The organism is Nonomuraea diastatica (assembly GCF_004349015.1).
In the GTDB taxonomy this organism is placed as follows: Bacteria; Actinomycetota; Actinomycetes; order Streptosporangiales; family Streptosporangiaceae; genus Nonomuraea; species Nonomuraea diastatica.
In genome coordinates this window covers 1-24,386 of sequence record NZ_SMKP01000171.1, presented here as the reverse complement: position 1 = coordinate 24,386, position 24,386 = coordinate 1, and the positions used below count along the sequence as shown (strand labels likewise).

Annotated in this window: 26 protein-coding genes and 1 pseudogene; 14 read left to right on the top strand and 13 right to left on the bottom strand. The window is 72.7% G+C overall.

The window, feature by feature from the left end; all coding sequences use genetic code 11:
- Together E1294_RS40605 and E1294_RS40600 are read left to right on the top strand one after the other, a co-directional pair.
- A partial coding sequence (locus E1294_RS40605; RefSeq protein WP_425465255.1) for a sensor histidine kinase occupies positions 1-383 on the top strand: 383 nt, incomplete at its 5' end.
- The gene (locus E1294_RS40600) at positions 383-985 is read left to right on the top strand and encodes a response regulator transcription factor (protein ID WP_132516281.1); all 603 of its coding nucleotides are present in this window, start codon (positions 383-385) and stop codon (positions 983-985) included. The genes E1294_RS40605 and E1294_RS40600, both read left to right, overlap by 1 nt.
- Positions 986-991: 6 nt before the next feature.
- Here E1294_RS40600 and E1294_RS40595 read toward each other — a convergent pair whose 3' ends face one another.
- Positions 992-1,432, bottom strand: coding sequence for an Lrp/AsnC family transcriptional regulator (locus E1294_RS40595; RefSeq protein WP_132516280.1), 441 nt, complete (start codon positions 1,430-1,432; stop codon positions 992-994).
- 80 nt (positions 1,433-1,512) lie between these two features.
- Between E1294_RS40595 and E1294_RS40590 the strand changes: the two genes are divergently transcribed.
- Both E1294_RS40590 and E1294_RS40585 read left to right on the top strand, forming a co-directional pair.
- The gene (locus E1294_RS40590) at positions 1,513-2,280 is read left to right on the top strand and encodes an AzlC family ABC transporter permease (RefSeq protein ID WP_220448212.1); all 768 of its coding nucleotides are present in this window, start codon (positions 1,513-1,515) and stop codon (positions 2,278-2,280) included.
- Complete coding sequence (locus tag E1294_RS40585) at positions 2,273-2,599, top strand: branched-chain amino acid transporter permease (protein ID WP_132516279.1); 327 nt, start codon at positions 2,273-2,275, stop codon at positions 2,597-2,599. The genes E1294_RS40590 and E1294_RS40585 overlap by 8 nt, the downstream gene beginning before the upstream one ends.
- An 8-nt stretch (positions 2,600-2,607) precedes the next feature.
- Here the strand turns inward: E1294_RS40585 and E1294_RS40580 are convergent, their stop codons facing one another.
- On the bottom strand, positions 2,608-3,084 hold the full coding sequence (locus E1294_RS40580; protein ID WP_132516278.1) for a helix-turn-helix domain-containing protein: 477 nt from the start codon (positions 3,082-3,084) through the stop codon (positions 2,608-2,610).
- On the opposite strand from E1294_RS40580, the gene E1294_RS40575 reads away from it, so the two are divergent.
- The 4 genes and pseudogenes from E1294_RS40575 to E1294_RS56555 all read left to right on the top strand — a co-directional run.
- The gene (locus E1294_RS40575) at positions 3,077-4,129 is read left to right on the top strand and encodes a serine hydrolase domain-containing protein (protein ID WP_220448211.1); all 1,053 of its coding nucleotides are present in this window, start codon (positions 3,077-3,079) and stop codon (positions 4,127-4,129) included. The genes E1294_RS40580 and E1294_RS40575 overlap by 8 nt on opposite strands.
- Before the next feature lie 5 nt (positions 4,130-4,134).
- Entirely contained in the window at positions 4,135-4,317 is a 183-nt protein-coding gene (locus E1294_RS40570) for a hypothetical protein (protein ID WP_132516277.1), read from the top strand.
- 10 nt (positions 4,318-4,327) lie between these two features.
- On the top strand, positions 4,328-5,578 hold the full coding sequence (locus E1294_RS40565; RefSeq protein WP_132516276.1) for an MFS transporter: 1,251 nt from the start codon (positions 4,328-4,330) through the stop codon (positions 5,576-5,578).
- A 662-nt stretch (positions 5,579-6,240) separates the two neighbouring features.
- Positions 6,241-6,407: pseudogene (locus E1294_RS56555) on the top strand (IS5/IS1182 family transposase); the annotation flags it as partial.
- 14 nt (positions 6,408-6,421) lie between these two features.
- Here the strand turns inward: E1294_RS56555 and E1294_RS40555 are convergent.
- Positions 6,422-7,669 (bottom strand): DUF418 domain-containing protein, encoded by a 1,248-nt coding sequence (locus E1294_RS40555; RefSeq protein WP_165977745.1) that lies wholly within the window; start codon positions 7,667-7,669, stop codon positions 6,422-6,424.
- Between the two features lie 313 nt (positions 7,670-7,982).
- Here E1294_RS40555 and E1294_RS40550 point away from each other — a divergent pair, with 313 nt between their 5' ends.
- The 4 genes from E1294_RS40550 to E1294_RS40535 are packed head-to-tail and all read left to right on the top strand — an operon-like array spanning position 7,983 to position 10,992.
- The gene (locus E1294_RS40550; protein ID WP_132516273.1) at positions 7,983-8,567 is read left to right on the top strand and encodes a hypothetical protein; all 585 of its coding nucleotides are present in this window, start codon (positions 7,983-7,985) and stop codon (positions 8,565-8,567) included.
- Between the two features lie 29 nt (positions 8,568-8,596).
- Positions 8,597-9,295, top strand: coding sequence for a two-component system response regulator CseB (gene cseB / locus E1294_RS40545; RefSeq protein ID WP_132516272.1), 699 nt, complete (start codon positions 8,597-8,599; stop codon positions 9,293-9,295).
- On the top strand, positions 9,292-10,554 hold the full coding sequence (locus E1294_RS40540) for a sensor histidine kinase (protein ID WP_246083648.1): 1,263 nt from the start codon (positions 9,292-9,294) through the stop codon (positions 10,552-10,554). The genes cseB and E1294_RS40540 overlap by 4 nt, the downstream gene beginning before the upstream one ends.
- Before the next feature lie 15 nt (positions 10,555-10,569).
- Complete coding sequence (locus tag E1294_RS40535; RefSeq protein ID WP_132516271.1) at positions 10,570-10,992, top strand: YybH family protein; 423 nt, start codon at positions 10,570-10,572, stop codon at positions 10,990-10,992.
- A 21-nt stretch (positions 10,993-11,013) separates the two neighbouring features.
- Here the strand turns inward: E1294_RS40535 and E1294_RS40530 are convergent, their stop codons facing one another.
- Positions 11,014-12,552: an AMP-binding protein gene (locus E1294_RS40530; protein ID WP_132516270.1), complete on the bottom strand. Its 1,539-nt coding sequence runs from the start codon at positions 12,550-12,552 to the stop codon at positions 11,014-11,016.
- Positions 12,553-12,961: 409 nt separating this feature from the next.
- On the opposite strand from E1294_RS40530, the gene E1294_RS40525 reads away from it, so the two are divergent.
- Positions 12,962-13,840, top strand: a complete 879-nt coding sequence (locus tag E1294_RS40525) for an alpha/beta hydrolase (protein WP_246083647.1) — start codon at positions 12,962-12,964, stop codon at positions 13,838-13,840.
- 48 nt (positions 13,841-13,888) lie between these two features.
- Here E1294_RS40525 and E1294_RS40520 read toward each other — a convergent pair whose 3' ends face one another.
- The 8 genes from E1294_RS40520 to E1294_RS40480 form a co-directional block, all read right to left on the bottom strand.
- Entirely contained in the window at positions 13,889-15,031 is a 1,143-nt protein-coding gene (locus E1294_RS40520; protein ID WP_132516269.1) for an NAD(P)/FAD-dependent oxidoreductase, read from the bottom strand.
- A 24-nt stretch (positions 15,032-15,055) separates the two neighbouring features.
- Positions 15,056-15,862, bottom strand: a complete 807-nt coding sequence (locus tag E1294_RS40515) for an ABC transporter permease (RefSeq protein WP_132516268.1) — start codon at positions 15,860-15,862, stop codon at positions 15,056-15,058.
- Positions 15,859-16,710, bottom strand: coding sequence for an ABC transporter permease (locus E1294_RS40510; protein WP_132516267.1), 852 nt, complete (start codon positions 16,708-16,710; stop codon positions 15,859-15,861). Before E1294_RS40510 ends, E1294_RS40515 begins: the two co-directional genes overlap by 4 nt.
- A 65-nt stretch (positions 16,711-16,775) precedes the next feature.
- Positions 16,776-17,900: an ABC transporter ATP-binding protein gene (locus tag E1294_RS40500; protein ID WP_132516266.1), complete on the bottom strand. Its 1,125-nt coding sequence runs from the start codon at positions 17,898-17,900 to the stop codon at positions 16,776-16,778.
- Positions 17,897-18,940: an ABC transporter substrate-binding protein gene (locus E1294_RS40495; RefSeq protein ID WP_132516265.1), complete on the bottom strand. Its 1,044-nt coding sequence runs from the start codon at positions 18,938-18,940 to the stop codon at positions 17,897-17,899. Before E1294_RS40495 ends, E1294_RS40500 begins: the two co-directional genes overlap by 4 nt.
- Complete coding sequence (locus E1294_RS40490; protein WP_132516264.1) at positions 18,937-19,989, bottom strand: ABC transporter substrate-binding protein; 1,053 nt, start codon at positions 19,987-19,989, stop codon at positions 18,937-18,939. Before E1294_RS40490 ends, E1294_RS40495 begins: the two co-directional genes overlap by 4 nt.
- Positions 19,986-21,116 carry an N-methyl-L-tryptophan oxidase gene (gene solA / locus E1294_RS40485; RefSeq protein WP_132516263.1) on the bottom strand — a complete coding sequence of 377 codons (1,131 nt, stop codon included), beginning with the start codon at positions 21,114-21,116 and terminating at the stop codon, positions 19,986-19,988. Before solA ends, E1294_RS40490 begins: the two co-directional genes overlap by 4 nt.
- A 116-nt stretch (positions 21,117-21,232) precedes the next feature.
- Positions 21,233-21,967, bottom strand: coding sequence for a GntR family transcriptional regulator (locus tag E1294_RS40480; RefSeq protein ID WP_132516262.1), 735 nt, complete (start codon positions 21,965-21,967; stop codon positions 21,233-21,235).
- A 126-nt stretch (positions 21,968-22,093) separates the two neighbouring features.
- Here E1294_RS40480 and E1294_RS40475 point away from each other — a divergent pair, with 126 nt between their 5' ends.
- Positions 22,094-23,119: an aminotransferase class V-fold PLP-dependent enzyme gene (locus E1294_RS40475; RefSeq protein WP_132516261.1), complete on the top strand. Its 1,026-nt coding sequence runs from the start codon at positions 22,094-22,096 to the stop codon at positions 23,117-23,119.
- 36 nt (positions 23,120-23,155) lie between these two features.
- Here E1294_RS40475 and E1294_RS40470 read toward each other — a convergent pair whose 3' ends face one another.
- A complete protein-coding gene (locus tag E1294_RS40470) occupies positions 23,156-24,289 on the bottom strand; it encodes a serine hydrolase domain-containing protein (RefSeq protein ID WP_132516260.1) in 1,134 nt (377 codons plus the stop codon).
- Positions 24,290-24,386: the final 97 nt, after the last annotated feature.

Sequence of the window (24,386 nt, the reverse complement as noted above, 5' to 3'; positions counted from 1 at the left end):
CCACCGAACCCCCCAATAACCCCGCAGATACCTGCGAGCCCTCCGAGCCCTCCGGCCCCTCCGACCCGGCCGGCCTGCCCGAGGGCGCCCGTCACCTGCTGGGCCTGGTGATGCGGGAGGCCACCACCAACGTGCTGCGCCACAGCCGGGCACGGCACGCCGAGGTCGGCTACCGGGTCACCGGCGGCCTGGTCCGGCTGCGCGTCGGCAACGACGGCGCCTGCGGCCCGCCCGGCTCCGGCACGGGCCTGACCACCCTGGCCGAGCGGCTCACCGCGGCCGGAGGCGAGCTGACCTGGGAACACGCCGGCGGCCGGTTCACCGTGACGGCCACGCTGCCGGTGGACGGCCACACGCGTCGTGCGCGAAACTCGGAGGCGTGATGATCCGGCTGCTGATCGCCGACGACGAGGACCTGATCCGGGGCGCGCTCGCGGCGCTGCTGAGCCTGGAGGAGGACCTCGACGTGGTCGCCGAGGGGGCCACGTCGACCGACGCGGTACGCCTGGCGCGCGAGCACCGGCCCGACATCGCCGTGCTCGACCTGGAGATGCCCCCGGCCGACGGGCTGCGCGCGGCCGGGGAGATCCGGGCCGAGCTCTCCACCAAGATCATCCTGGTCACGAGGCACGCCCGCCCCGGCGTGCTGCGCCGGGCCCTGTCGGCGGGGGTGAGCGGGTTCGTGCCCAAGACCACGCCCGCGGCCCGGCTGGCCGAGATCATCCGTGATGTGGCGGCGGGGCGCCGCTATGTCGACCCCGACATCGCCGCCTCCGCTCTGACCGAGGACGACTGCCCGCTCACCGGCCGGGAGCTGGAGGTGCTGCGTGTCTCCCGCTCGGGCGCCTCCGTCAAGGAGATCGCCGCCCAGGTCCACCTCGCGCCGGGGACGGTGCGCAACTACCTGTCGGGAGCCATGGCCAAGCTCGGCGTCACCTCCCGCCACGCGGCCGCCCACCGCGCCTGGGAGGAGGGCTGGATCTAGCCGCCGTTACGGGGCCGACTTGATGTTCTTCATCGTGAAGTTCGATGTGACGCCCCTGACGCCCGGGATCGTCATGACGTACTGGCTGAGGAAGGTCTCGTAGGCGGCCAGGTCGGCGACGGCCACCCGCATGAAGTAGTCGGGGGTGCCGAAGAGGCGGCGCAGCTCGACGACCTCCTCGGCCTGCGCCAGGGTCCGCTCGAAGCGCTCGACGGTCCCCGCGTCCTGCGAATCGAGAGTGAGGTCGATCAGCACCTCGAAGGACCTCCCCACGGCGGCGGGTTCGATGAGGGCCCGGTAGCCGCGGATGACGCCGTCGGCCTCCAGCCGCTGGACGCGTCTCAGGCACGGCCCCGTGGTCAGCCCGACCCGGTGGGCCAGCTCGACGTTCGTCAGCCGCCCCTCGCGCTCCAACTCGGTGATGATTGCTCGGTCTATCGCATCCACAGTGAGAACATTGCACCAGAGCAGGCTTGGCGGGCAATGTCCGCAACCACATGGCGCGCGATCTGCGAGACCATGAAGAGGTGCGACACCACGTTCCTCCGCAGGTCACCACGTCCCTCCCAGCCACCCGGCGGCAGCAGACCGCCGCTGGGGTGCGCGACTCGTTCTCCGCCGGGCTGGGGATCCTCCCGCTGGGGATCGCGCTCGGGCTGCTGGTCGTCCAGGCCGGCCTGCCCTGGTGGCTGGCCCCCGCCCTGTCGCTGTCCGCGTTCGCCGGCTCTGTGGAGTTGCTGGTGGTGGGGATGGCGGCGACGGTCACGCCGCTGGGCGCGATCGCCCTGACCGTTCTGGTGGTCAACTTCCGTCACGTGTTCTACGCCTTCTCCTTCCCGCTGCACGTGGTCAGGCACCCGCTCGCCAAGGCGTACGCCGTCTACGCGATGATCGACGAGGCGTACGCGGTCAACGCCGCCCTGCCCGAGGCGGAACGCTCGGCGCCCCGGCTGCTGGCGATGCAGATCGCCTGCGAGGTCTACTGGGTCGGCGGCGGCCTGGCCGGCGTCGCTCTCGGCACGGCGCTGCCCGGCCCGCTCGAAGGCCTCGAGTTCGCCCTGTGCGCGCTGTTCACGGTGCTCGCCCTGGACGCGTTCCGCTCGCGCCGCGAGCTCTCTTCCGTGCTGCTCGCCGGGGCGAGCGTCGCGGCCGCGCTCGTGCTGACCCCTGAGATCGCCCTGTTCACCGCGCTGCTGGTGTTCGTCGCCCTGCTGCTGGCCCGCCACCTGCTCGCCACCCGCCGGGCCGCCGGAGACGCCGCGGGAGAGACCGCAGGGGAGGCCGCCGGTGCCTAGCACGCCCTACCTGCTGGCCGTCCTCGGGATCGTGTTCGGCATCACCTTCGCCCTGCGCGCCGTGCCCTTCGCGGCGCTGCGCACGCTCCGCACGTCGGCGACGGTGCGGCGGTTGTCGACGTGGATGCCGGTGGGGATCCTCGCGATCCTCGCCGTCACCACCCTGCACGGCACCATCGCCGCCGAACCACGGGCGACGCTCCACGCGCTGCTCGCCGTCGCCGCCACCGTCGGCGCCCACCTCGCCTTCAGCCGCCGCACGATCCTGAGCGTCAGCATCGGCACCACCGTGTACGTCGTCCTCGTCAACGCCTTCTGACCTTGGGGTCAGCGCACGACGGTCGTCTCGTACGTCTCGATCGAGTCGCCTCCGAGAAGCGCGGTCAGCGCCGCCCCTCCGGCGAAGGCCACGGCCAGTGCCGCCGCTTCCGCGAGAACCCGCCGCCGCCAGGCCCTCCTACGCCGTCCTGGCACGGCCTCCGGAACGGGCGCCGGTGCGGGCGCGACCGTGCCGCCGGCGATCCCGGCGCGGGCGTCCGCCCAGGCCCGCACCTGCTCCTCGCCGAGGCCGCAGGCCCGGACGAACGCCACGAGGACCTCGTGACGTGGCAGCCGGTTCTTGCCGAGCATCGTGGAGGCGGTGGAGGAGGGCAGCGCGTCACCGGCGGCGGACGCGCGGCGTTGGAGCTGCCGGAAGCTGAGGCCCGACCAGGCCTTGAGACGCCGAAGCTCGTGCATGAACGCGGTCTCGCCGGTGGCCGGTCCCGGCGGCGGGGGCAGTGGTGGTGGCGGTGTGATGGTCATGGTTCGCTCCTGCGTCGATCTCCGGATGGTGCCCGGCGCGCTGACCTGGACGTACGGCGTCCCGTACGAACCCGGACACCCGGACATGTTGAGCAGGTCCGGCGGCGCAGGTCAACTGGTGCCTCCCACGACTCCTGGAGGTCACATGCGCACCGGTGTGCTGCTGATGCTCGTGCTGGCGATGACCGCGTGCTCCCCCGCCGCCGGCGAACCCCCGGCCGCCTTCCTGGCCCGCACGCTGCCCGAAGGGCCCGGCGGCACGGTCGTGACGGCGCGCGGCGGCCGGATCGTCCACTGTCAGGGCTTCGGCCTGGCCGACCGCGCCGCCAGGACCCCCGCGACCTGCGACACGGTGTACGACGTCATGTCGATCACCAAGCAGTTGACCGCGGCCGCGATCCTGAAGCTCGAGACGATGGGCAGGCTGCGCACCAGCGACCCGATCAGCGCCCACCTCGGCCCGGTCCCGCCCGGCGTAGGCGGGATCACCGTGCATCACCTGCTGACGCACACGGCGGGCCTGCCCGAGGCGCTCGGCGACGACTATGACGTGTTGTCGCGCGAGGACATGCTGGCCGGGGCGCTGGCCTCCGAGCCGCTGTCGGCTCCGGGCGAGCGGTTCCGCTACTCCAACCTCGGCTACAGCGTGCTCGCCGCGATCATCGAGAAGGTCTCCGGCCTCGGCTACGAGCGGTTCCTCGCCGAGCACCTGTTCGCCCCCGCCGGCATGACCAGCACCGGGTACGTGCTGCCCCGGTGGGACCGGAGCCAGGTGGCCGTGGAGTACGACGCCCCGGGGCGGCAGCAGGGGCCGGCCTTACGACCATCCGTGGGCGCCGGACGGACCGTACGCGACCGCTGCACGGTCTTCCTGCTCGCCCACGTCGCCATGACCGCCGTCACCCGCATCGGAACCGACATGATCGCCCTGACTACCGGGCCCGCGTGCCCGGTCGGCCCGGCCGGTCGCGCGGCAAAGCCGCCGCTCCAGGCGGTGACCGGGCAGGAATCGAGAAGCGCCGCTCCCTGCCCGCGCCTAACCTGACCACCATGGACATCACCGTTCGCGCGGCCCCGCACGACGACCCGGACGCCTCGCTCGCTTCTCCCGCGGCCTCCCCGGCTTCGCGGTACGCGGCGGCGTCGGTCACGACCGCGCCCTCCGCGATCCCTCGGGCGACCTCGTCCTGGAACCGCGCTGAGCCGATCCGCTGTGCACGTGCCGCGTTCTGAGGTCCCTTCTGTGCCTCCTTCTGGGCCCCCTTCTGGGCTCTGGCGTCTCGTCCCTGCCGCCTACCGGCCGTTGCTCGCCAACCGGGTGTTCCGGCGGTTGATCCTCGGCTTCGCGGTCTCGTACCTGGGGGACGGGATGAGCTTCGTCGCGGTGGCGTGGCTCGCCATCGAGCTCGCGCCGCCGGCGAGCGCCGGGTTGTGGGTCGGCGGCGCGGTGGCCGCGTACACGATGCCGGGCGTGGCCGGCGCGCTGGTGCTCGGCCGCCGCATGCGCCGGGTGCCGGCCAGGCGGGTGCTGCTCGCCGACAACGTGGTGCGCAGCGTGTTCCTCGGCGCCGTGCCGCTCGCCTGGTTCGCGGGGCTGCTCAGCCTGCCCCTGTACGTCGTGCTGCTCGCGGCCTCGTCCCTGCTGCACGCGTGGGGCAGCGCGGGCAAGTACACCCTGCTGGCCGAGCTGCTGCCGGGCGAGCAGCGGCTCGCCGCGAACACCCTCGTCAGCTCGCTCAACTTCGCCGCCACGATCGCCGGGCCCGCGGTCGCGGGTGTGCTGGTGACGTACGTCGGCTCCGCGCTCGTGCTCGGCCTGGACGCTCTCACCTACGTCTTCCTCGCCGTGCTCGTCCTGCGCACCCGGCTGCCGGAGTCGGGGCCCGTCTCCCCCGTCGACCGGACGGCCGCCCGCGGCGGGCTCGCGTTGCTGCGCTCCCGTCCCGAGCTGCTCGGTCTGCTGATGCTCACCTGGTTCTTCAACCTGCTGTACGGCCCGGTCGAGGTGGCCCTGCCGCTCCACGTGACCCACGACCTGCGCGCGCCGGGCACGCTGCTCGGCCTCTACTGGATGGTGTTCGGCGTCGGCGCGGTGCTCGGCGGGCTCGCGGCCGGCACGCTGCGGCGGTTGCCGCTCTGGCCCGTGATGGTCGCCATCGTGCTCGGCTGGGGGCTCTTGCTGCTGCCGTTCGCCTTCGACGTGCCGCCGGCCGTGACCGTCGCGTGCTTCGGGCTCGGCGGCGCGGTCTACGGGCCGTTCGTGGCACTGTCGGTGACGCTCATGCAGGCGAAGTCGCCACCGCAGCACCTGGCCGCGATGCTCGCCGCCCGCAGCGCGGCGCTGCTCACCGCGTCGCCGCTCGGCACGGCGCTGGGCGGACCGGTCACGACGGCGCTGGGCCCGCGAGCCACGCTCGGCGCCTCGGGACTCGCCACCGTGGTGCTCGGCGCCATCGCGTGCGTCCTGCTGCTGGCCAGCCGCCGGAGCCGGTGAGCGCGGCGGCCGAGCCGAGAAGGATCCGCGGACGGTCCCCTCGGCTCGGCCGCGCGCCACTTACCGCGGCCGGCACGTGGGTGGAGCCGGTACGCTGCGTGAGTGCGCTCGCGTACCAGCCCGGCGTCCTTGAAGCCGATGCGGCAGCGCACCGCCTCGGCCGCCTGACGGTCCGACAGGCCCGCCGGGAATTCCAGCCTGGAGCTGGAGGGCACTTCCGCCGTGCCGTCGACCGTTCCTGCCGTCGATTCGCACGCCGTCCGCGGCCGCGGCCGTCACGGTCAGGACGCCGGCTTCGTTGGTGCTCCACGCTCCGGAGGCACGCTCGCGGTGCTGTCGCCTGCCGCATCCGTCTGCGGCGCAGACATGAAATGCTCCTTTCCTGCGCGCCGTGAACGCTTCGGATGGGATGGTTCACGGCGGTTGCGCTGCGCGGGCTCTGTCACTGAACCCACGAGAGCCACAGGGACAAACCGGGGCGATCCGGTGCTGGCCACCCGGGCCGCCCGGCTGGCGGAGGTGGTCACTTCGGGGAGTGCTCAGGCCACTCCGGCGGCGGCTTCACCACCAAGACCCATCTGTCGGCGGACGGCCGCTGCCGGGCCCTGTCCCTGGGTGCTGACACCCGCCCGGTACGGCGACGGCCCGCAGTTCCGTGATTGCGGCCGGCCGGCTTCGACGCCGAGTGCTACAAGAGCGCAACGTCGCTGAACAGGCGATCAACCGGCTGAAGAACGTCCGAGCCGTCGCCACTCGATACGACGAACGTGCCTACATCTTCCTCGGCAACGCCACGCTGGCAGCCCTGATCATCTGGCTCCGAAGCTGATCCAAGAAACAGCCCTAGGCGGCCTTGTGCCTGGCCGCTGCGGTGCGGTCGGGCGCGACCATGACGACGACCCGGTGAACCAGCCATTCCAGCGGCCCGCGCCGGATCCACCGCAGCCACAGCGGCGAGACGACGAAGGCGAAGACGGCCATGCCGGCGAACAGGGTGAAGGCGTACGGCGGGTCGCCGGCCACCCGCTCGATGAAGACCTGGTGGGCGGCGTACCACGTCAGCGCGAGGCTCCCGGCGGCGGTCAGCGGCCGCAGGGCCCGCTGCCAGCCGGGCCGCTCCAGCAGGGTGAGAAGCCCGGCCAGCAGCAGCAGCCCGACCCCGATCATCATCGGCGCCATCGGGATGCTCAGCGCGTACAGCTGGTGCGGCGGCAGGGTCAGCACCGACGCCCACGGCTGCACCATCGGTCCGCCGGCGGACTCCATCATCGCCGCCAGCGCCCGCCCGGCGCCCAGCGGGACGAGCGCCACCCACGACACCAGCCAGCCGACGGCCACGAGCAGGGCGCCGCAGCCGGCCATCTTCCCGCGCACGGCCGGGCTGCGCAGGTCGAGCCGTCCGATGGCCAGTCCGGCCAGCAGCAGCGGGATCGCGTACGGCGTCTGGAAACCGCCGCCGATCAGCAGCTGGTGGAGTTTGGCGAGCCAGTCCTGCGGGTTGAGCAGCAGCGTCAGGCCGAAGGCCGGCTCGGCGCCGGCGGTGTTCATCGGGGAGATGGCCCAGGTGCGGCCGTAGTTCAGCACGACGAAGCAGAAGACGGGCAGCGCGGCCCCGAGAACGCCGGCGGCGGCCACGAGCGTGCCCGGGCGCAGCCGCACCAGCGGTATCAGCACCAGCAGCCATACGGCGTAGAACTCAAGGATCGACAGGTTCATGCCGGACAGCTGGTCCACACACAGGCTGATCAGCAACAGCATGGCCGCGCGGATCGCGAGCCGTTTCCTGGCCGTGGTCAGCCGGTCGCCGTCCAGGGGCACCGGCCCACCGGTCATCAGCGCCACCGAGATGCCGGCCATCAGCACGAACAGGCTCATCGACCGGCCCGAGACGGCATGCTCGACCCACTCCAGCGCCGCTGGGGCGTCCCGCGCGGGGGCCGGGCTCAGCCATCCGGTCGGGCTGACGTGCATGTAGACCATGCCGACGATGGCCAGCGCCCGTACGGCGTCCAGACCCAGCAGCCGCCCCCGCGGCGGCCGGGGTCGGTTCGTGGGCCGGGCACCCGGCGGGGCGTCATGGGGAACGTCCACGGGATGGTTCATTTCAGGTCGGCCTCCCAAGGCAGCGACATGGTCCCGGCTTTCTCCGGGCGAACGTTTCGATGTCTTCTTTGCATGCGTCACAGAATTTCTTCGCTGGAGGGCTCGCACCTTATCGGCCGGGTGGTTTCCGGGCGCCGCACCGGCCGTGACGCACAGGCCGGGGCAGAACGCGACGCCCTGACGGAGCTCCATGCCGTCCACCGTAAAGGCGGTCGCCGTCGATTCATTTCAGCTTTCACATCGAAATGCCAGCGGTAATCCATAGGTCTTGTAACAATGCGCGGAAGGTATTATCTGCGGCATGTCGCTGAGAAAACCGTTCGCCGTCGCGGGAGCCGTGTTGTGCGCTCTCGCCCTGGCCGGATCGGCCGCCGTGGCCGGGTGCGGGATCGATCCGCGGGTGCGTGTGGAGGGGCAGGCCAGTCATGACCGGGCCTCGCCCGTGCCGGCGCAGACGGCTGCCGGCACGCCGTCCGACCTCGACGGCCTGCAGGTGTTGCGTGAGGACCCACGGCTGGGCACCCAGGGCACGTCCGCGATCAGACGGTGCGAGCACGGCCGGTTCCCCGTCTACTCCGAGGAGATCTCCCTGTCCGGCGACTGGGGGCACGTTCGCCTGGTGGCCGTCACCGTCTACACCTGCCCGGGCCGGAGTTGCGGATATGAGGGCACCCGTGGCACCTATGTCTACCGTCTGGCCGGAGATCTGCCGGGCGAGCGCGTCTACGCCCAGGAGGGCGCGGGCAGCCGCGTGGAGGTCCGCGACGCGGCGCTGGTCCTGGTGCGGCCGGAGTACCGGCCGGGCGATGCCGCCTCCTGTCCGACCGCGACGCGGACGACGCCGCTGCGCTGGAGCGGCGGCACGCTCGTCCTCGACGGCGCGTGAGACGACACGAGAGGAGAACAGGGGATTTCATGGACGCCACCGAGACCCCGCACGTGCTGTTCGTCGAGGACGACGAGGTGATCAGGGAGGTGACCCAGCTGACCCTCGAACGCGATGGCCTGACGGTCACGACCGCCGCCGACGGGCTGGCCGGCCTGGAGTCCTTCCGCGCCCGCACCCCCGACGTGGTGCTGCTGGACGTGATGCTGCCGGGCATGAACGGAGTGAGCCTGTGCCGGCGCATCCGCGAGGAGAGCCTCATCCCGGTGATCATGTTGTCGGCCCGGGACGACGCCGTCGACGTGGTCGTCGGGCTGGAGGCCGGCGCCGACGACTACGTGACCAAGCCCTTCGACGGCTCGGTGCTGCTGGCCCGCATCCGCGCAGTGCTGCGCCGCACCGCTCAGGGCGGCGCTCAAGCCGGGCGGCGCGCCCGCCCGCTGCGCTTCGGCGATGTGGAGATCGACATCGGCGGCATGCGGGTGCTGCGCGGCGGCAGGCCGGTGGCGCTCACCCCGACCGAGATGCGGCTGTTGTTGCGGTTCGCCGAGTCGCCCGGCACGGTGCTCAGCAGGGACGTGCTGCTGGAAAGCGTCTGGGACTACGCCTACGGCGGCGACTCCCGGCTGGCCGACATCCACGTGCAGCGGCTGCGCAACAAGATCGGCGGCGAACGCATCGAGACGGTGCGCGGCTTCGGCTACAAGCTGCGCGCGGAGGGCGAGTGAGGCTGCGGCGGGCGACGGGGCCACGGCGGATGAGCCTGCGCTGGAAGATCAGTGCCACGGTCGCCGCGGTCAGCGTCGCCGTGGCGGTGGCGCTGAGCCTCATCGTCCATCTCGCCTACGCCGGCAAGCAGGCCGACGACGCCCACCGCCTGCAGGCCGAACGCATCCAGCTGCTGCTGCGCGAATATCACCGCGGCAGCCAGCCGGCCTTCGGCAGCCGGCTGGACGACCCGGCCGTGCCGGCAGACCTGCGCGCGGCGGTGCGGGACGGGAAGGTCGCCACCGCGCTGCGCCAGACCTCCGAGGGCACGTTCATCTGGGCGGCGGCCGGCACCGGCGACCACGTGTTGTCCCTGCGCTCCGACTACCGGCACAGCCTCGACGACCTGGCCGCGCTCGACCGGGTGCTGCTGCTGGGCTCGGCCGCGGTCGTCGCCGGCGGCACGCTGGCCGGGATCGCCATCGGGGCGCGCCTGTCGGGCCGGCTGCGCCGGGCGGCGGCCGCCGCCCGGCATGTCAGCTCCGGCGACCCCACCGTCCGGGTGGGTGCGGCGATCGGCGGCCGCTCCCACGACGAGGCCACCGAGCTCGCCCATGCCGTCGACGCGATGGCCGGCGCCCTGCGGGCCCGCCTCGAAGCCGAACGCCGGGTCACCGCCGACATCGCCCATGAGCTGCGCACCCCGCTCACCGGCCTCACCACCGCCGCCGAGCTCCTGCCGCCCGGCAGGATGACCGACATCGTGCAGGAGCGCACTCAGGCCCTGCGCGCCCTCGTCGAGGACGTGCTGGAGGTGGCCCGGCTGGACACCGCCACGGAACGCGCCGCCCTGTCCGACGTCGCTCTCGGGGAGTTCACCACGCACCGCGCGGCGGCGCTCGCCCCGGACGCGCAGGTCCTGGTCCGCACCGGCGCCGTCGTGGCCACCGATCCGCGCCGTCTGGAGCGCATCCTGGCCAACCTGCTCACCAACGCCACCCGGCACGGCCGGCCGCCGATCACCGTGGTGGTCGACGGAACTCGCGTCACCGTCCGCGACCGCGGCCCCGGCTTCCCCGGCCATCTGCTGCGCGACGGACCGGCGCGTTTTCGCAAGAGCGGCGACCAGACCGCCGCGGGCCACGGCCTGGGCCTGACCATCGCTGCCGGCCAGGCCGGCGTGCTGGGCGCTCGCCTCGCCTTCGCCAACCCGCCGGAAGGCGGCGCCCTGGCCACGCTCGACCTCGCGCCCGGCGACGCCGGCGACCCCCATCCGTGATATGATCATTCTGTCATGAACACTCATGACCCTTCCCAGCCTCACGTGGTGCCCGCAGGCGACCCCGGCAGCGCCGCCGCCCGTTTCGTGGCGGCCATGAACGCCCGTGACCCTCAGGCCCTCGGCCACGTTTACGAAGACGACGCCGTTCTCGTGCCGGTCCCCGGCCATCCCGTCACCGGCGCCGGACGCCTGGCCGCCAACCAGCACCTGCAGGGCTTCGGCCTGCCGATCGAGGCACGCCCCCGGCACGTCTACGTCGCCGGCGACATCGCCCTGCTCATCGTCGACTGGTCGATGCGCGGCACCGCCAGAGACGGCAGCGAGATCGACATGTCCGGCACCGCCACCGACGTCGTCCGGCGCGGCCCCGACGGCCAGTGGCGCTACGTGATCGACAACCCGCACGGCACGGCCTCGCTCCCGGAGAACTCCTGATCGGCCGCGGGGAGCGGGGGCTCAGCGGCCAGTGAGCTCGGCGCGGTCGACCTTGCCGGTCGGGTTGCGCGGGATCGACGGCACGAACACGACGTCGCGGGGCACCTTGAAACCCGCCAGTTCCGCCTTCACCGCGCTCTTGAGCTCGTCGGCGGACAGCGTGCCGCCCTCCTCGGCGACCACGTACGCCGCCAGCCGCCCGCCGTACTCCTCGTCGGGCACGCCCAGCACGGCCACGTCGGCGACGCCCGGCAGGCGGGCCAGGAGGTTCTCGACCTCCAGCGGGAAGACGTTCTCCCCGCCGGAGACGATCATGTCGTCGTCGCGGCCGTCGATGAACAGCAGCCCCCGCCCGTCCCGGTGCCCCAGGTCGCCGGTGCTCATCAGCTCGCCCGCCCGCGCGCCGAACGCCAGCCCGCCGCCGGCCAGGACCCGCCCCACCTCGCCTGCCGGCAGCTCCTCCCCGTCCGGTCCCGCGATCCGCACGGTGGCGCCGCGCGGCGGGCGGCCGATCGTGTCAGGGGCCTCCCGCAGGTCCTCGGGCGTGGCGAGGGCGGCCCAGCCGACCTCGGTGGAGCCGTACAGGTTGTAGAGCACGTCGCCGTAGGCGTCCATGAACGCCGTGGCCAGATCGGGCCGTAGCGCGGCACCGCCGGAGACCACCACCCGCAGGCCGGGCAGGTCGCGGGGCTCGCGGGCCAGCAGCCGGGACAGCATGGCCGGCACGGCCACCAGCGCGCCGGCCCGGTGCCGCTCCAGGGCGTCGAGCACGGCGTCGGGGTCGAAGCGGCGCATCAGGACGACGGGGCATCCGAGCACGAGCGCGACCGCGTACCAGAGGATGCCGAGCCCGTGGAACAGCGGCGGCGCGATGAGCATCGGCTCGCCGCCGCGCACCGGCACGGTGGCCAGCATCGAGACGAACGGCTCGGCCAGCTCCGCCACCGACAGCCGCCGGGGCGCGCCCTTGGGCAGGCCGGTCGTGCCCGAGGTGAGCAGCACCAGGCGTCCCGGTCGCCGCGGCACAGGAGCGGGCGGGGCGCCGGAGCGTATGAGCTCGTCGAGGTCGCCGGCCCGCTGCCCGGCGAAGTCCACCGGCGGCAGGCCGGGCGCGGCGACGAGCACGTCGGCCTGTTCGCGGCGCAGCACGTCGCGCAGGGCCGGCCCGGCCAGCCCGTTGTTGAGCAGCAGCAGGTCCGCGCCCAGCCGGGACACGGCCGCGACCGCCTCCGCGAAACCGCGGTGGTTGGGCCACATGACCGCCACCGTCGTTCCCGGCTCCACGCCGAGCCGGTGGTGCAGGCCCGCGGCCAGCGCGGCGGCGCGCCCGTCCAGCGCGGCGAACGTGAGCGCGCCGTCCTCGTCCACCACGGCCTGCCGGTCCGGCCAGCGCGCCGCCGCCATCGCCACCCCGGCGGCCGGGGTCACGTGGAAATGCCGGTACGCCTCCACCACCCGGGCGAGCGCGGCCGGATGGGTCGGACGCAGCAGTCCGTTGCGGGTGAGGGCGACGGCGGCCTGCGCGCCGAACCCGCCCAGCTCGACCAGTTTCTCGATCATCGACGTACCCCAGGTCTTTCTCTCACCGGAGGAGGTACGCGTACCCGCTCAGCCTGGCCGGGAACCCCGCGGTGCCGCGATCGGTCGCCGCCCGGGCCAGCTCTCGCGGGGCTGACCACGCGCCCGGCGCTTGACACCGCGCGCGCGGCACGGTTGTAATGCTCGACGTGTCGTGTGACGCCGCCTCGTGGACGGCGGCGGGTGGGCGGCACCGGACACCTGGGGGTTGATCTCTATGTACACGAGCCCCGTCTGACCCTTTCGCGCCCCGCGCGACGTCTCCGTGCCCCCGACGGCGCCCAGCGCCCTCGCACGGACCACAGGTGCCTCTCCTGGCCCATCCCGCGTGCCCGCGGCATCGACGCCGCCACGCCATGCTCGTCCACACCCGATCGAAGGGAACCCCTTCGTGCAGCTCGCACACGTCTCCATCACGCCCGAAGCCAGGGCCGCCGTACGCTCCCAGCTGGGAACGTTGTTCACCGACCCGCCCATGCTCGACGCCGACGTGACCCCCGTCCTGCCGCGGACCGGCGGCGTCCCCGGCGTGTGGGTCACCGCACCCGACGCCAGACCCGAGGCGGGCGTCACGATCTACGTGCACGGCGGGGGCTTCTCCCACAGCGACCCGGCCATGGAGAAGATCATGGCCTACCGCCTCTCGCAGGCGACGGGCCGCCCCGCATTCGCCGTCGACTACCGGCTCGCGCCGGCCCACCCCTACCCCGCGGCCGTCGATGACGTGGTGGCCGTCCACCGGAGCCTGCTCGCCCAGGACGTGCCCGCCGGGCGGATCCTGCTCGCCGGCGAGTCGGCCGGCGGGACACTGCTGCTGTCGGCGCTCCTGGTGCTCGCCGAGGCCGGCGGTCCCCTGCCCGCGGGCGCCGTGGCGGTCTCCCCTGTCACCGACTTCACGGATTCGAGCCCGTCCATCCGCACCAACAAGGGCCGCGACCTCGTCGACCCGGACATCATGGGCTCCATCGGCGAGCAGTATCTCGCGGGCGCGCGCCCCGACCAGGCGCCGCAGTCGCCTCTTTACGGCGACCTGCGCGGGCTTCCGCCCCTCCTCATCGTCGCGGGCGGCGACGAGGTGCTCCTCGACGACTCCCGGCGCTTCGCCGAGGCCGCCTCCGCCGCCGGCGTCGACACGGCCCTCGACGTCTACGACGGCATGCCGCACGCGTTCCACGCGGTGGTGTTGTCCCCGGACGACGCTCACCTGCCGACCGCGACGACGTTCCTGCGGCGGGTGGCGGACTGGACGGCCCGGCTCCCGGTCACGTGACCTCCGCGTCCCGGCCCCGGACCGGCCCTGAACCGGTCGGGGGGCTGATCACTGCTGGCCGGGGCGGCGGGCCGGGGCCGGGACGGGACGTGCGGCGCCGTCGGCGAAGCGGCCGGGGCGGAACGGCGACAGCAGCGAGGACTCCTCCCCGAACAGCTCGCCCGCCACCTCGTCCATCAGCAGCGGCGCCAGCGTCACCCCGCTGTGCGTGGCCACCGTGTACACGCGCCGGCCGGCGTCGGCGAAGCCGGCCACGGTGAGCCCGTCGGCCGGCATCGCCCGCCGGCCGACGACCGCCCGCTCCGCCGTGGCGCCCTCGGTGGCGCGCAGCACCTTCGGCAGCAGGCCGAACATCTCGTCGACGACCTCCCCCGGCACCGGCAGCGCCGGGTCGGCCAGCCCGTCCAGGTGCAGCGCCTGCAGCAGCAGCCGGCCGCCGCCGTCGGGGCGCAGGTTGAGCCCGCCGGTGGTGAGCACCCGGGACAGCCGGGCCGGCACCGGCGAGGTGGTGATCAGGAACCCGTTGGTGACCGTCCCTGACACGGCCGGATCCAGCATGGGCACGTCCACCCCGGCCAACGCGGCCACCCGCTGCGTCCAGCGGCCCGCGCACGTGACCACCACGTCGCCGGCGAACGTGCGCCCGTCGGCCAGCGTCACCTTGGCGCCCGCCGGGAACGTCTCGACGGCCGTGACCTCGGCCCCGCACTCGACCACCGCACCACGGTCGCGGGCCTCGCCGAGCAGCCGGCCGAGCAGCCGCAGCGGCAGCACGTACGCCTCGACGGGGAAGAACACGTACGCGGTGCCGGTGGGCGGCGGCACCAGGTCGGGCTCCAGCGCCCGCGCACGCCGGGCGGTCACCCGCTCGACGGGGTAGCCCATGGCCAGCAGCCGCGCCACGCGCTCCTCCAGCAGGCCCTTGTGCTCGTCGGTGACGGCGTACTCGAGGTTGCCCGTGGGGAAGTGCCAGTCGCCGGGCAGCTGGTGGTGCGCCCAGACAGCGGCGTGGTTGAGGTCGAAGTACTCCTTCGGGGTCTTGTTGTTGGCGTTGATCCAGGCGACCGAGGTGGACGTCGTACCGGAGCCCGGGGTCCGGGCCTCCAGGACGGTGACCTGCGCGCCGCGCCGGGTCAGACCGGCCGCGACCGCGGCTCCGACCACCCCCGCGCCGATGACGACGACTCGCACAGTGGCTCCTTCCCTTGTGACCTGTCACTTGTGGTCGGTGTCGGCGCCGAACAGCCTGGCCACGCCGACGAAACGTTCGATGACGACGACCGCGACCACGGCGAACAGCACCATCAGCGTGCCGATGGCGGTGACCGTCGGGTCGTAGTCGTACTGCATGTAGTTGAAGATCCGCACGGGCAGCGTCTGCAGGTCGGTGGTGACCACGAACAGCGCCACGGTGAGATCGTCGAAGGAGGTGATGAACGCGAAGAACGCGCCTCCGATCAGCGCGCCGCGCACGGCGGGCAGCGTCACGTGCCAGAACACCAGGAACGGCGGCGCGCCCAGCCCGGCGGCGGCCTTCTCCGCCGAGCGGTCCAGCCCGGCGAGCCCGGCGAGGACGAGCCGCACCGCGTACGGCACGGTCAGCACCAGGTGGGCCAGCAGCAGCGTGAACGGGCTGGAGGCCAGCCCCATCTGCGCGAACCACTGCAGCAGCCCGATGCCGAGCACGATCGTGGGCACCGCGAACGCGCTGGACAGCACCGCCTCCAGCGCGCTGCGGCCGGGGAAGCGGTGGCGGTGGATGGCCAGCCCGCCGGCCAGCCCCACCACCACGGAGATCGCCGCCGCGGCCAGCGCCACCCCGGCGCTGAGCACAAACGACGACAGGAACTCCGGCTTGCCGAACACCTCCGCGTACCAGCGCAACGTGATCCCCCGCGGCGGGAACGTCACGTACGACGTGGTCGTGAGCGAGGAGGCCACGGTGACCACGACGGGCGCGATCAGGAACAGCCCGACGAGGACGGCGAAGCCGGTGCCGAGCACGCGGGTGAGCCGGGTCATCCGAACACCGCCTCCCCGTGGCCCCTGCGCAGCAGCCGGGAGTAGCCGAGCAGCAGCCCGGTCGTCACGACGACCAGGACGAAACCGATCGCGGCCGCGTACGGCCAGTCGAGCGTGGTCGTGGCCTGCGTGTAGACGAAGTACGGCATGAGCTTCACCTTCGGGCCGCCGAGGATCGCGGGGGTGACGAAGCTGGACGCGGTCAGGCTGAACACGATCATGGCTCCGGCCAGCATGCCGGGAGCGGACAGCGGCAGCGTGATCCGCCAGAAGCAGGTCCAGCCGGGCGCGCCCAGCCCTTTGGCGGCGGGCACGAGCGTCGGGTCGATCCGGTCGAGGCTGCCCATCAGCGGCAGCACCATGTACGCCAGCATCACGTGGACCATGCCGATGAGCACGGCCGTGTCGTTGTAGAGCAACTGCGGCGGGGCGATCCCGAACCACGTCAGCACGGCCGCGACCGGGCCGTTCGGACCGAGCACCACGAGCCAGCCGTACGCGCGGATGACCATGCTGATCAGCAGCGGCGACAGCAGCAGCAACGCCAGCCAGTTGCGCACGCGCGGGGACCGGCCGCGCATGTAGAGGGCGAACGGGTAGCCGATGACCAGGCAGCCGACCGTGGTCAGGGCGGCGACCCTGAGGGTGTTCCACAACACGTCCCGGTAGAACGGGTCGCCGAGGAAACGTACGTAGTTGCCGAAGGTGAACGCACCGGTCTGCGTTCTGAAGCTGTTGGCGACCAGCGTGAACAGCGGCGCCACGAACAGCAGCGCGAAGATGACGATGGCGGGCAGCGCGAGCAGCAGGCCCGTACGCCAGCGAGGGCGGCTCCCCCGCCCGCTCACCGGCCCGTTCCCCTGCCCATCCGGCCCACTTCCGGGCCCACTTCCGGGCCCACTCTCGGGCCCGCTCACTGCACCGCCATTGAGGCGTCCGACGGCCGCCATGCGCAGGTCACCTCCTCCCCCACCGCGGGCACCTGCGCGTCGAACGGCAGCGCCGCCGTCACCTCGCCCGCCCCGGTGGCGACGACGCACCGGATGCGCGAGCCGAGGAAGCGGGTCTCCCGCACGGTGCCCCTGAGCCCGTCGCCGTCCGCCTGGATCCGCACGACCTCCGGCCGCACGTAGACGCGCACGCCGGCGCCCTGAGCCGGAGGGTCGCCCACGGCGGTGGCGCCGACCCTCGCGCCCGCCACCTCGCAGGTGCCACCACCCGTGGCGGTGCCGTCGAGGGCGTTGACCTCGCCGATGAACTGCGCCACGAAGTCCGTGGCCGGCCTCAGATAGATCTCCCGCGGCCGGTCGAGCTGGTGGATGACGCCGTCGGCCATGACCGCGATCCGGTCGGAGACCGCCAGCGCCTCCTCCTGGTCGTGAGTGACGAGGATGGTGGTGGTGCCGATGCGCCGCTGCAGCGCGACGACCTCCTCACGCAGCCGCACCCGCAACTGCGCGTCGAGGTTGGAGAACGGCTCGTCGAGCAGCAGCAGGTCGGGCTGGATGACCAGGGCCCTGGCCAGCGCGGCGCGCTGCTGCTGCCCGCCGGACAACTGGCGCGGGTGCCGGCCGGCCATGCCGTCCAGGCCGACCATCGCCAGCACCTCCTCGACCTGACGCCTGCGCTCGGCCGCCGGCACCTTCCGCATGCGCAGGCCGAACGCCACGTTGTCGGCGATCGTCATGTGCGGGAACAGCGCGTACGACTGGAAGACCATGCCCATCGAGCGGCGGTGCGGCGGGGTGCCGGTGACGTCCGTGCCGTCCACCTCGATCAGGCCGCCGTCGGCGCCGAGATGCCCGGCCACCATGTTGAGCGTGGTGGTCTTGCCGCAGCCCGAAGGGCCGAGCAGGGTCAGGAACTCGCCCGGCTCCGTCTCCAGATCCACCGCGGAGACGACCTCTTTGCCGCCCAGCACCTTGCGCACGCCGTCCAGGCGCAGGCGCCCGCGCCGTGCGGCCGGGTCCGCGGGCGTCTCGGTGGTGCTCGTGCTCACTGACCGTTCAGCCTCCTGCCGGGTGGTGCGGGTCCTCACGACCGCTCGACCTCCTTCGTCCACCGGTCCGTCCACGCGGATCGCGTGCCGTTGACGACGGTCCAGTCCAGCGGCTTCATCTCGGCCGCCTGCTCCGGGCCGACCACCCGCCCGGCCACGGCCGGGTCGAGCTCGGCGTCGGTCACCGTCGGCCCGTCGTAACCCTCGACGGCCAGCTCGCGCTGGATGCCGGGCTGCAACAGGGCGTTGACGAACTGCTGCGCCAGGTCGGGGTGCGGCGCCTTGTTCACCACGTTCGCGGTGGCCAGCAGCGGGATGGCGCCGGTCTCGGGATACACGAACGCGATCGGGAAGTCCTTGTCCGCCAGCGTCTCCACGCGCGACCCGCCCCAGACGGAGGCGACGGCCTGCCCCTGGAGGAAGTAGTTGGACACGTCGGCGGTGGTGTCGAACGTGAAGGCGTTGGCGGCCACCTTCTTCACGCCCGCGAAGCCCGGGTCGATGTCCCGCTCGGAACCGCCGTCCGCGCGGGCCGCCAGCATCAGCGCGCCCACGCCGTACGTGTTGCTGATCGACGGCAGCACGACCTTCCCCTTGAGCTTCGGGTTCGCCAGGTCGGCGAGCCGTTTCGGCGCGGGCAGGCCGTTCTCGGCGTACCAGTCGCGGTTGTAGGCGAGCCCGGTCGCGGTCAGCGCGAAGCCGACTCCCACGTCTCCGGCGAGCCTGGCGACCTTCTCCACCTTGTCCAGGCGGGTGACCTTGGCCGGGTCGAGCCTGGCCAGCAGCCCGGCCTCGGCCGCCTGGGCCTGCGGCCCGTCGTCGATGAGGGCCACGTCGATCTGCGGCGCGTCCTTCTGCGCCTTGAGCTTGGCGACGGTGTCGGTGGAGCTGCCGGCGATGTAGGTGACCTCGCAGCCGCAGGACTTCTCGAAGCCGGGCAGCACGGCCTGTTCGAAGGCCTCCTGGTACGAGCCTCCGTATCCGGCCACGACGAGCCTGCCGGGCGAGGCGGCGGGTGTGGGCGGGGCGCAGGCCGCGAGCCCGACGAGGGCCAGCGCCGCGGCGAGCAGCCTGGTCATGAGGTCTCGATCTCCTTGTTCCAGCGGTCCGTCCACGTGGAGCGGTTCTTGTTGATCGTGGCCCAGTCGAGCTTGCGCAGGTCGGCGGCGCGTTCCTGGCCGACGACCTTCTCGGCGAGCGCGGGGTCGAGCGTGACGCCCTCGACGGCCGGGCCGTTGAAGTTGGAGGCGGCCATGGCCTGCTGCGCCGACGGCTCCAGCAGCGTGTTGACGAACGTCTGCGCCAGGTCGGCGTGCGGCGCCTTGTTCACCACGTTGACGGTGGCGATCAGCGGCAGCGCGCCCTCCTCCGGGTAGACGAACTTGATCGGGAAACCCTTCTTGGCCAGCGTCTGCACCCGCGAGTTGCCCCACACGGTGGCGACGGCCTGGCCCTGCAGGAAGTAGTTGGACACGTCGGCGGTGGTGTCGAACGTGACGGCGTTGGCGGCCACCTTCTTCACGCCCGCGAAGCCTGGGGCGATGTCCTGTTCGGAGCCGCCGCCGACCTTGGCCGCCATGAGCAGGGCGCCCAGTCCGTACGTCTGGGTGATGGACGGCATGACGAGCTTGCCCTTGAGCTTGGCGTCTGCCAGGTCGGCGAGCCGTTTCGGGGCGGGCAGGCCGTTTTTGGCGTAGTAGTCGGTGTTGTAGGCCAGGCCGGTGGCGTTCAGGGAGAAGCCGACGCCGACGTCGCCGGGCAGGCGGGCGATGTCGATCACCTTGGGCAGGTTCGTGACGGTCTTCGGGTCGAGCTTGGCGAGCAGGCCCGCCTCGACCGCCTGGTTCTGCACGCCGTCGTCGATGAGCGCGACGTCGATCTGCGGCGCGGCCTGCTGCGCCTTGAGCTTGGCGACGGTGTCGGTGGAGCTGCCGGCGATGTAGGTGACCTTGCACGAGCAGGCCTTCTCGAAGCCGGGGATGACCGACTGCTTGAACGCTTCCTCGTACGACCCGCCGTACCCGGCGATGACCAGCGTGTCAGGGGCGGCGGACGGCGTGGGAGCGCCGCAGGAGGTGAGGACGAGGGCTCCGGCGAGGAGCCCGGCGGTCAGCGATCTGGGTGTCATGGCGACCTCCGCAGGGTGCGGTTCGGGGCTAGGTGGCCGATGCCGCGCGCGGTCGCGCCGGTCTCGACCAGGTCGGCGATGATGTCACCGAGGACGGGGGCGAGCTTGAACCCGTGCCCGCTGAAGGCCGCGGCGAGCACGGTCCGGCCGTGCCTGCCGAGCAGGCCGTGCCCGTCGGGGGTGAAGGCGTCGCAGTACGTCGCCACCCGCACCGGGTCGGGGCCCAGCCCCGGCAACGTCTCGGCGACCGCGCGCGCGACCTGCTTGACGTAGGAGACGGACACGCTGCGGGCCAGCGCGGCGGGCGAGGCGATCTCCCGCCAGGGCACGTGCAGGTTGATCTTGACGCCCGCGCCGTCCACCGCGGGGAAACACGAGTAGGCGGGCTCGCCGACGCGGATGGCGATCGGGCATCGGCCGGGGTCGAACAGGCTCTCGTCCCGGCGCGGGAACCAGGTCGAGGTGATGGCCTTGGTGGTCAGGGCGCGCGCGAGCGGTTCGGGCAGCAGGCCGCCGGCCGCCGCCCACGGGCCGGGGGCCAGCACCGCGTGGGTGAAACGGTGCTCGCCGTCCTCGGCCAGGACGGTGACGCCGGTGGAGTCCTCGCGCACTGCGCGTACGGGCGTGTAGCGGGCGACGCGCGCACCCGCCCGCTCGGCGGCGGCGGCCGCGGCCCCGACGGCGGGCTCGGGGCGCAGGTAGCCCGCGTCGTGGTCGACGACCATGACCTCGCCGTCGCGCAAGGGGTGTTCGGGCACCCGCCGCCGCGCGTCCTCGCCCGTCAGGACCTCGACGGGCAGGTCGTGGGCGCGGGCGGCGTCCAGCACCGCGCGCACCTTGGGGTGTTCGCGGGGGCCCGCCGTGACGCCGCCGACCGGGGTGAGCAGGCGGCGTCCCGCGGCCCGCTCCAGTTCGGCCCACAGGCCGCGGGCCTCGCGCAGCAGCGGCACGTAGCGGGGGCCTTCCTTGTAGGCCGTACGGAAGATGCGCGACTCGCCTCCGGCGGCCCCGCGGTCGTGGCCGGGGGCGTAGGCGTCGAAGCCGACGGCGTGGATGCCGCGCTCGGCCAGCCGCCACAGGGCCATCGAGCCGACGGTGCCGGTGCCGACGACGGCGACTGAGGTCATGGCTCCACTCCTTCGGGGGTTTCGGGGGGCATGGCGGTCTTTTCTGGAGGATTTTCGGCATGGCGAGAACGGGCCCGGCGCCGGTTCTGTCGCGCCGGTTCTCTCAGGGGGATGATTCAGCTGTGGTCGGTAGAGCCACTCAAGTCGGTCTCCACGTAGAAACGCTCGGACCGGGGCGGGACGATCATTTCCACGATCTCCGCGATCTCGCCCTGCCTGGTCCAGGTCTCACGCGTCCAGCGGAACGCGGGCGTGCCCGCGGGCAGGCCGAACGCCTCCGCCTCGGCACCGCCGAGGACGCACGGCTCCACGTACATCCTGGCCCGCACCAGCTCGATCCCGTGGTCGCGCAGGTAGGCGTGCGTGGTGAGGGGCTCCAGCGGCTGGTCGAGCAGGTCGGGCGCCAGCCGGAACGGCAACACGTGCAGTTCGGTGTTGATCACGAGGCCGGCCGTGTCCATCTTGTGGCGCTCCATCTGGATGACCGCCTCCTCGTCCGGCACGCCGGGCAGCCGCAGCCGCGCCGACCGCGCGGGCATCACCTGCGCCGAGACGACCTTGTGGTCACCGTGCGTCTCCGGCCCTTGGATCAGCAGGCCGGTGAAGCGGAGCAGGTTGTGCCGGCCGACGGCCTGGGCGACGAAGCTGCCGCGCTTGCGGAAGCGCACGATGAGCCCGGCGTCGGCGAGGTCGCGAAGGGCCCGCTGCACGGTGATGCGCGAGACCTCGAACTCCTTGCAGAGCTCGACCTCGGTGGGGATCCGGGTGCCCGGACCCCAGTGGCCGCTGCGGATACGCGCCTCCAGCGCCCTGCGGATCTGCACATGGAGCAGGAGGTCACGTTCTGACATGCCAAAATACTCGTTGTAGTGTTTAGTTATGTCAATAGGAGATTTGATATAACTTATCAACCTCTGTTGTGGTGAGGAGGCATCCGTTTCCCCAGATGGGCCGGTCGGGCGGCCTACGCTGACCTCATGGATGCTGATCTCATCGCCACGGCCGGCGAACTCTGGGACGCCGACCCCGGCTGGCTCAACACCGCCTCCTACGGCCTGCCGCCGCGGCGCGCCGCCGACGCCCTCCAGGCCGTGCTGACAGACTGGCGGCACGGCAGCAGCGACTGGGCGCCGTGGGACGCCTCCGTCGCCCGGTCGCGCGCGGCCTTCGCCCGCCTCATCGGCGCCCCCGTCGCCGACGTGTCGATCAGCTCCACCGTCTCCCAGATCATGTCGACGGTCGCCACGGCGCTGCCGCCGGGCGCGCGCGTGGTCGTGCCCGAGATCGAGTTCACCAGCAACCTGTTCCCCTGGGCGGTGGCCGCCCGGGTGGAGACCGTCCCCGCCGACCGGCTGGCCGACGCGATCGACGGCTCCACCAGCGCCGTCGCCTTCAGCCTCGTCCAGTCCGCCACCGGCCAGGTCGCGCCGCTCGCCGACATCGTGGCCGCCGCCAAGGCCTACGACGCGCTCGTCATCGCCGACGCGTCGCAGGCCTGCGGCTGGCTGCCGGTGGACGTCTCCGGCATCGACGCGCTCGCCTGCGCCGCGTACAAGTGGCTGATGGCGCCGCGCGGCGCCGCCTTCGGCTACCTGTCGCCCCGCCTGCGCGAGCGCATGCGCCCCCTGGCCGCCGGCTGGTACGCCGGCGCCGGCGAGGGCGGCTCCTACTACGGCCCGCCGCTGCGTCTGGCCCCCGACGCCCGCGCGTTCGACCTGTCTCCCGCCTGGTTCTCGTACGTCGGCGCGGCCCCCGCCATCGAGCTGCTGAACGAGCTCGGCGTCCAGCGGGTCCACGACCACGACGTGGCGCTCGCCAACCGCTTCAGGGCCGGGCTGGGTCTCGAGCCGTCCGACACGGCCATCGTCTCCGTGGACGCCCCGGGCGAGCAGCTGGAGGAGGCCGGCATCCGCGCGGCCGTACGGGCCGGGAAGGTACGCGCCAGCTTCCACGTCTACACCACCGCCGACGACGTCGACCGGGCGCTCGACGCGCTGACCTGACCCGGGCGGGCCGAGCCCGGCCGGCGCGGGTCCGGATCACCTTCCGGGGCAGAACACCGCTTCCGCCGCCTTGTTGACCAGGGGTCGCACCGTGTCGCTCTGGAGGGTCAGCGTGACGGACACGGCGTACTGGAGGCGGCCGTCGGCCGACACGTAGGTGGGCGTGTAGAAGCCGGGCGCGCCTCCCACGACCTCACGCAGCTGGAGCTTCCCGCCGCAGAGGCGCTCGCCGTCCGGCGGGGCGGCGCGCTTCGGCCCGCCGATCACCTCCTGCAGCCGGGGCGGCAGCAGCTTGCCCTGGGCGTAGGCACGATGGAAGTCGCTGACCTCTTCCGCCGTGGAGACGACTCCGCCGGCCGCCCACAGATGGCTGGCGTTGATCCGGTCCACATCGTGGAGCTCGCCCTGCTCGTCGGGGTGGTAGCCGTGGTTGTGCGGGCCCTTGATGCCTTCGGGGGGCTTGGTGGGCAGGTAGGTGCGGCGCATCTCGAGCGGGGTGAACAGCCGCCGATCGAGCTCGTCGGCCAGGGCGTGGCCGGTCAGCCTCTCGACGATCATGCCGAGCAGGATGTAGTTGGTGTTGGAGTAGGAAGCCTTCTCGCCCGGCTCCTGCTCCCTGGCCACGCCGCGCGCGAGCTTCACCAGATCGGCGGGCTTGAGATAGGTCGTGAAGTCGAAGGGATCGATCTTCCCCGAGGCGAAATAGTTGGGGACGCCGGAGGTGTGGTCGATCAGCTGCCGGACAGTGATCTCGTCGGCCAGCTCGACCAGATCCTGCTCCGCCGTCTCGGGCAGCACGTCGGCGAGCTTGTCGTCCACGCCCAGCCTGCCCTCTTCGACCAGTTGCATCACCACCGTGGCGACCATCAGCTTGGTCTGCGATCCGATGCGGTAGCGGGCGCTGCTGGGAACCGTCCCGCCCTTGCCGTCCAGCAGGCGGGAGCCCGCCGAACCCCTGCCCACCCGCTTGCCGTCGACGTACAGCTCCCCGAGAGCGCCCACCACCTCGTCGGTCCCGGCCAGGGCGCTCAGGGCCCGCTGCACGTCCCCGAACCGGGGCCGGTCGGCCGCCGACGCGGCGGCGGGAGACACAGCGGGAGACACGGCGGGGCCCAGTGTCAGCACGGCGCACGCCAGGCCGGCGACCCTCGCCACGATCGCACGTTTCATGACCGAAGTCCTTTCTGTCCGGGCGGGGCGGGAGGCGCCCGCACGCCGGTGATGTGATCGTTGTTCTAGCCCGGCCGCTGTTTCCCCACCGTTTCCC

Bases quoted from the DNA above. Each gene is read 5' to 3' on its own strand.
- E1294_RS40495 (WP_132516265.1), bottom strand. From the start codon at position 18,940: ATGACCAGGCTGCTCGCCGCGGCGCTGGCCCTCGTCGGGCTCGCGGCC.
- E1294_RS40535 (WP_132516271.1), top strand. From the start codon at position 10,570: ATGAACACTCATGACCCTTCCCAGCCTCACGTGGTGCCCGCAGGCGAC.
- E1294_RS40570 (WP_132516277.1), top strand. From the start codon at position 4,135: ATGGACATCACCGTTCGCGCGGCCCCGCACGACGACCCGGACGCCTCG.
- solA (WP_132516263.1), bottom strand. From the start codon at position 21,116: ATGACCTCAGTCGCCGTCGTCGGCACCGGCACCGTCGGCTCGATGGCC.
- E1294_RS40475 (WP_132516261.1), top strand. From the start codon at position 22,094: ATGGATGCTGATCTCATCGCCACGGCCGGCGAACTCTGGGACGCCGAC.
- E1294_RS40580 (WP_132516278.1), bottom strand. From the start codon at position 3,084: ATGACCATCACACCGCCACCACCACTGCCCCCGCCGCCGGGACCGGCC.
- E1294_RS40575 (WP_220448211.1), top strand. From the start codon at position 3,077: ATGGTCATGGTTCGCTCCTGCGTCGATCTCCGGATGGTGCCCGGCGCG.
- cseB (WP_132516272.1), top strand. From the start codon at position 8,597: ATGGACGCCACCGAGACCCCGCACGTGCTGTTCGTCGAGGACGACGAG.
- E1294_RS40470 (WP_132516260.1), bottom strand. From the start codon at position 24,289: ATGAAACGTGCGATCGTGGCGAGGGTCGCCGGCCTGGCGTGCGCCGTG.
- E1294_RS40550 (WP_132516273.1), top strand. From the start codon at position 7,983: ATGTCGCTGAGAAAACCGTTCGCCGTCGCGGGAGCCGTGTTGTGCGCT.
- E1294_RS40600 (WP_132516281.1), top strand. From the start codon at position 383: ATGATCCGGCTGCTGATCGCCGACGACGAGGACCTGATCCGGGGCGCG.
- E1294_RS40530 (WP_132516270.1), bottom strand. From the start codon at position 12,552: ATGATCGAGAAACTGGTCGAGCTGGGCGGGTTCGGCGCGCAGGCCGCC.
- E1294_RS40480 (WP_132516262.1), bottom strand. From the start codon at position 21,967: ATGTCAGAACGTGACCTCCTGCTCCATGTGCAGATCCGCAGGGCGCTG.
- E1294_RS40515 (WP_132516268.1), bottom strand. From the start codon at position 15,862: ATGACCCGGCTCACCCGCGTGCTCGGCACCGGCTTCGCCGTCCTCGTC.
- E1294_RS40490 (WP_132516264.1), bottom strand. From the start codon at position 19,989: ATGACACCCAGATCGCTGACCGCCGGGCTCCTCGCCGGAGCCCTCGTC.